A 4,830-nucleotide genomic window follows, 5' to 3' on the forward strand; every position below is an offset into this window, starting at 1 on the left:
ATCTACTCTTCTTCTATTTTTCTTGTTAAATTGTCCTCAGAGATGTTGTTTTTTATAACTTCGCATGCTGTTGTTAAATCTCTGCTCGCTATGAGTAATTTTATGAGTTCTTTGTTTTCTCCTTCTATCTCTTCAGTGCACCAATTAAGGAACTCATCCCATGACTTTGGTGTTTCTCCATTTTGGTTTCTTGAGTTTTTTGAAACGCCAGCGCCAATTACTATCACGCATCTGCGTCTTGCTAATGTTGTTATCAGATCTTCTTCCCAGTTAATCATTTTCCATTCTCGCTAAAAAATTTTCTGATATTGAATGGAAGAAATCTCCAGCTTCAGCCACCCTGGTATAATGGGCGCCCACAACACCGTCCCTTGCTGCCAAGGCAAATATTGGCGCATGAGCTTGCTGCGAAAGAGGTACAACGCTACTTAAAGTTGGTACTTCACCCAAATTTGCAGCCTCTTGGTTGACGGAGAAGAAGTTGCAAATTTCTTGTATTTCAGCGCGCTGCATTTCTATGATTCTTTCGAATGCGCCAACGGGTTGTCTAATTCCTTCCTTTTTCTTTGCGCGATACTGCTGCATTACATATCCTGCAAAGTTTAATTTCCATTGTATTCTCTCGTTTGCTATTTCAAAATAATGACGCTCTGCGTGGTAATGTCTTTCTATCGCGTCGTTTAGTGAGTCTTTCCATGAAGAGATAGACTTTATGATGTTCTTCACCGCCATCATGCTGAAAATATCAACTGATAATGGCATCAAAAAAAAGTCGACGCTTAGTAGTACTGATCTATTTAACGCGCCTAGTGATGGGCCCATGTCTACAAAGATGTAATCGTAGCTATTGAGTCTGCTTAGAAGTTGTTTGAATGCGTAGGTTGTTTGAAATCCTCTTGGTTCTCCGTTCCTTGTTTCCGACCAATCGCTTGCGAGTAGGTCTTCACGTATTGATAATTTAGGGTTTCCTACGATTAGATCTAATCCAAACCTTGCGCTTCTTTCAATATTTGGTGTGTTGTTTGAGTATCCTTGACCTCTGCGTATTGGTTCATAAAAAGAGTCGATGCTGTTGTATTCTTCATTTATTAGAATGTTTTCTAGTTGTGATTCTTCTAACAAGTAAGCTGATGCATTGCATTGTGGGTCTGAGTCTATTACTAATATGTTTTTATTGTGTTGGATAGCGAGAGATCCTGCTAGATTGCATAAAAGCGTTGTTTTTCCTACGCCGCCCTTATTGTTAAAGAATCCTATTGATTTCAATTTAATTAATCCTCTTTTGTTTGTGGTTTGTTTGGTTTTTCGTGATCCCCTCCAAATACCCCCCAACCGCCCGCTCAATCTCAAACCGCCCCGCCGCCTCCCGCAACACCGCCTTCGGCAACGGATCATCCAGCGTCGTCTTGATCGCCTCGGCCAGTGCTGCATCGTCGCCGACCGGGACCAAGGGGCCGTAGCGGCCGTCCTGGAGGATCTCGCGCGGGCCGCTGGGGCAGTCGGTGGAGACCACCGGGGTGCCGACGGCCAGCGCCTCGACGGGGACGAAGGGCAGGCCCTCCCAGCGCGAGGAGAAGGCGAGCAGGGCGGCGTGGGCCATGTAGGCGTAGGGCTCGGGGACGAAGCCGGGGAGGGCGAAGTCGGCGCCGACGCCGAGGTCGTCGGCGAGGCGCAGCAGGCGCTCGCGGGCGCTGCCGCGACCGAGGATCATCAGTCGACAGGGGCGCTCGGCGCGCACCTGGGCGAAGGCGCGCAGCAGGGTGGCGAAGTCCTTGCGGCTGCACAGCTCGCCGACGCTGAGGATGAGCGGCGGGGCGTCGTCGGCGAACCAGGGGTGATCGGGGCGTGGCTGTTGCTCGGTGAACAGCCGCGCCGGGACGATCGGCGAGTCGACCGGGTGGATGCGCTCACGCGGCAGGCCGGTGTAGCGGGCCATGTCGTCGGCGGCGCCGACGCTCGGCACCAGCACGCGATCGGCGAAGCGGTAGAGCCAGCCCATCGAGTGACGCTGCACCCAGCGATCGAGCGGCCCGCGCGAGGCGAGATCGACCGAGATGGTGATCCCCGAGCGCAGCACCAATCGGGTCGGGGTGCGTGCCAGTGCGCGCGCGGCCAGTGCCAGGCGGTTGACCTTGTCCTTGTCGGAGAGCAGTACGTCGGGGCGCTCGCGGCGCAGATAGCGCACCAGCGCGGGCAGGGTGGCGAGGGTGTGGCGGGTGCCGAGATCGATGATGCGCAGCCCCGGCGGCTGATCGGTGAGTTCGGGGCCGTGGCCGCGCACCTTGAGTAGGTCGACGCGGTGGCCGCGCCGGGCGATCGCCGGCAGCAGGTGACGGGCGAGCCGGTCGACGCCGCTGTGTCCCGAGGTGGAGAGGAAGCAGGCGATGTGTGCGGGCTCGGTCATGCGGCGCGGGTCTCGGTGGCCGGATGACGATCGGGCGCCATCCATGGTGCTCGGGCGTCCGCCAGCGGCGCGCGGCGGACGCGGTCCTGTGGGGTCATTCTGCGCCAGCGCGCGCGGCTTGGCCAGCGACGCGTGGCCCGGGCTCAGTCGCTCGCGATCCAGTCGAGCGGGTCCTCGTGCGGGGCGGGCGTGAGCCCCGGCCGCTCAATGAACAGACGGTGCCAGATCGCGAACTGCAGCAGCCCGAACAGCTCGCGCCCGCCGCCGTGCCCGGCGCACCGTGCGGCAACCAGCGCAGGCAGGGCCTCGGGGCGGAACCAGGTGCGGATGCCGTCGTTGCGCGCCAGCAGCTCGCCGACCTGGGCGGCGCGCTCGTCTCCGAGCCAGTCGCCGACCGGGACGTGGAAGCCGCGCTTGGGCGCGCTCAGGTGCCCCGGCGGCAGCAGCGGCTCGGCCCAGCGCTTGAGCAGCCACTTGCCGCTGCCGTCGCGGGTCTTGAGCGTGTCGGGCAGCGCCAGCCCGAACTCGACCAGACGGTGGTCGAGGAAGGGCACCCGGCCCTCGACGCCGAACCCCATCAGCATGCGGTCGGTCTTCACCAGCAGGTTGTCGGGCAGCGCGGTCACCAGGTCGGTGTACTGACGTCGCTGCAGGTCGGACCAGTCGCCGGGGGTGGCCTGCCAGGCGGCGACGAAGGGGGCGCGATCGGGCGGCTCGACGGTCGCGAGCGCCGCACCGTACAGCGCCCGTTGCCAGCGTCTGGCCCACTGTCCCCGGGTGCGGAAGCCGCCGCTGCCGGGACGCAGCAGCCCCTTGCCCCAGCGCTCCAGCCGCGGCGGGCGGTAGCGGCCATAACCGCCGAACACCTCGTCGCCGCCCTCGCCGGAGAACACCACCTTGAGCTCGGCGCTGGCCTGCTCGGCGAGGATCGAGGTCGGCAGACAGGCATAGTCGCGCATCAGTTCGTCGGCGGCCCAGATGCTGTGGGGGATGCGACCGAAGACCTGATCCAGCTCCAGCTCCAGACGGTGATGCTCGAAGCCGAAGTGCGCCGCGACCCGCTCGGCGGCGTCGAGTTCGTCGGCCATGCGGGTGCCGCGATAGCCGACCGAGAAGCTGTGGATGCGCCCGGCGCCGTGGCGGTGGAGCAGGGCGGCGAGCACCGCCGAGTCGACCCCGCCGGAGAGGAACAGGCCGAAGGGCACGTCGGCGCGCATGTGCTCGCGCATCGCCGCGTCGAGCCGCTCGCCGAGTTCGTAGCTGGCGTACTCGGGGCCGATGTCGCGCGGGGCGACGCGCCGCGCCGACCAGTAGCGGTGATGGGTGAGGTTGAGCTCGGAGTCGATCACCAGTGCCTCGCCCGGCGGGACGCGGCGCACGCCCTCGATCAGGGTGTCCTCGCCGGCGGCGAACTGGTGGTGGAGGAACTGGCGCAGCGCCGGGGCCGAGACCCGCGGCGACTCGGGCAGCAGCGCGAGCAGCGCCTTGAGCTCGGAGGCGAACACCACCCGGTCGGGCAGCCGGGCGTAGAACAGCGGTTTGATGCCGAGCCGGTCGCGGGCGAGGATCAGCCGCTCGCGCCGGCGATCATGCAGCGCGAAGGCGTACATGCCGCGCAGCCGTTCGAGCGCGTCGAGCCCGTGCACCGCGTAGGCGTGGAGGATGGTCTCGGAGTCCGAGCCGGTGTGTGCCACCCGCCCGGCGGCGCCGAGCGCGGCGTTGAGTTCGCGATAGTTGTAGACCTCGCCATTGGCCACCAGCGCCAGCCCGTCGGCGGGCGCGAGCAGCGGCTGGTGCCCGGTCTCCAGTCCGATGATCGACAGCCGCGACTGCGCCAGCCCCACCGCGCCCTCGCGATAGAGTCCGCTGTCGTCCGGGCCGCGGTGTCCGAGTCGCTCGATCATGCGTTCGAGCGTACCGGGCGCGGGTTCGACCCCGGCGCGCAGGATGAAACCGGCGATCCCGCACATCAGCGCGACCCCGTCTTGGTTGGATGATATCTGGCCATAGGTCCTCGCCCCCTCATGTCTCGACGCACCGCGCTGGTGCGACCGCTCCCCATGATACGAGGCGCCGGCCGGTTGTCGAGGGTTGCGGCTGGCGACCGGGGCGCTGTCGTCAGCCGCCAGCCTTCGGAAGATGTGAACCGCAAAGATGTGAACCGCCAAGCCGCGAAGAACGCGAAGGGGTTGTGTGGTTGGCGTCTAGGCGTTCGATAAATGGGTGTCCCTTTTTAAAGGTGTCCAGGCGCTCGATAAATGGGTGTCCTTTTTTAAAAAAACCTTCGTGTCCTTCGCGTCTTGTATCTTGCCACCCCGTGGTGGTTAGCTCCCACCGCGCGAGATTGAGGCAGCTCGATTGCGCCTGAAGGCCTGGACCTTGTCGCTAAGACCAAGCCCTCGATCTCTCTTCTCATGCCAGTCTCG

At 62.4% G+C, this 4,830-nt stretch carries 4 protein-coding genes; all 4 read right to left on the bottom strand.

Annotation, left to right across the window (positions count from 1 at the left end; translation table 11 throughout):
- Positions 1-2: 2 nt before the first annotated feature.
- Positions 3-278: a hypothetical protein gene (locus tag EBL85_RS17135; protein WP_148040576.1), complete on the bottom strand. Its 276-nt coding sequence runs from the start codon at positions 276-278 to the stop codon at positions 3-5.
- Positions 271-1,266, bottom strand: coding sequence for a ParA family protein (locus EBL85_RS16450; RefSeq protein WP_123143472.1), 996 nt, complete (start codon positions 1,264-1,266; stop codon positions 271-273). Before EBL85_RS16450 ends, EBL85_RS17135 begins: the two co-directional genes overlap by 8 nt.
- Position 1,267: 1 nt before the next feature.
- Positions 1,268-2,404 carry a glycosyltransferase gene (locus EBL85_RS16455; protein ID WP_123143473.1) on the bottom strand — a complete coding sequence of 379 codons (1,137 nt, stop codon included), beginning with the start codon at positions 2,402-2,404 and terminating at the stop codon, positions 1,268-1,270.
- 143 nt (positions 2,405-2,547) lie between these two features.
- Positions 2,548-4,374: an asparagine synthase (glutamine-hydrolyzing) gene (gene asnB, locus EBL85_RS16460; RefSeq protein WP_123143474.1), complete on the bottom strand. Its 1,827-nt coding sequence runs from the start codon at positions 4,372-4,374 to the stop codon at positions 2,548-2,550.
- Positions 4,375-4,830 lie beyond the last annotated feature (456 nt).

Origin of the sequence: Marichromatium sp. AB32 (assembly GCF_003718675.1) — a bacterium.
Taxonomy (GTDB): Bacteria; Pseudomonadota; Gammaproteobacteria; order Chromatiales; family Chromatiaceae; genus Marichromatium; species Marichromatium gracile.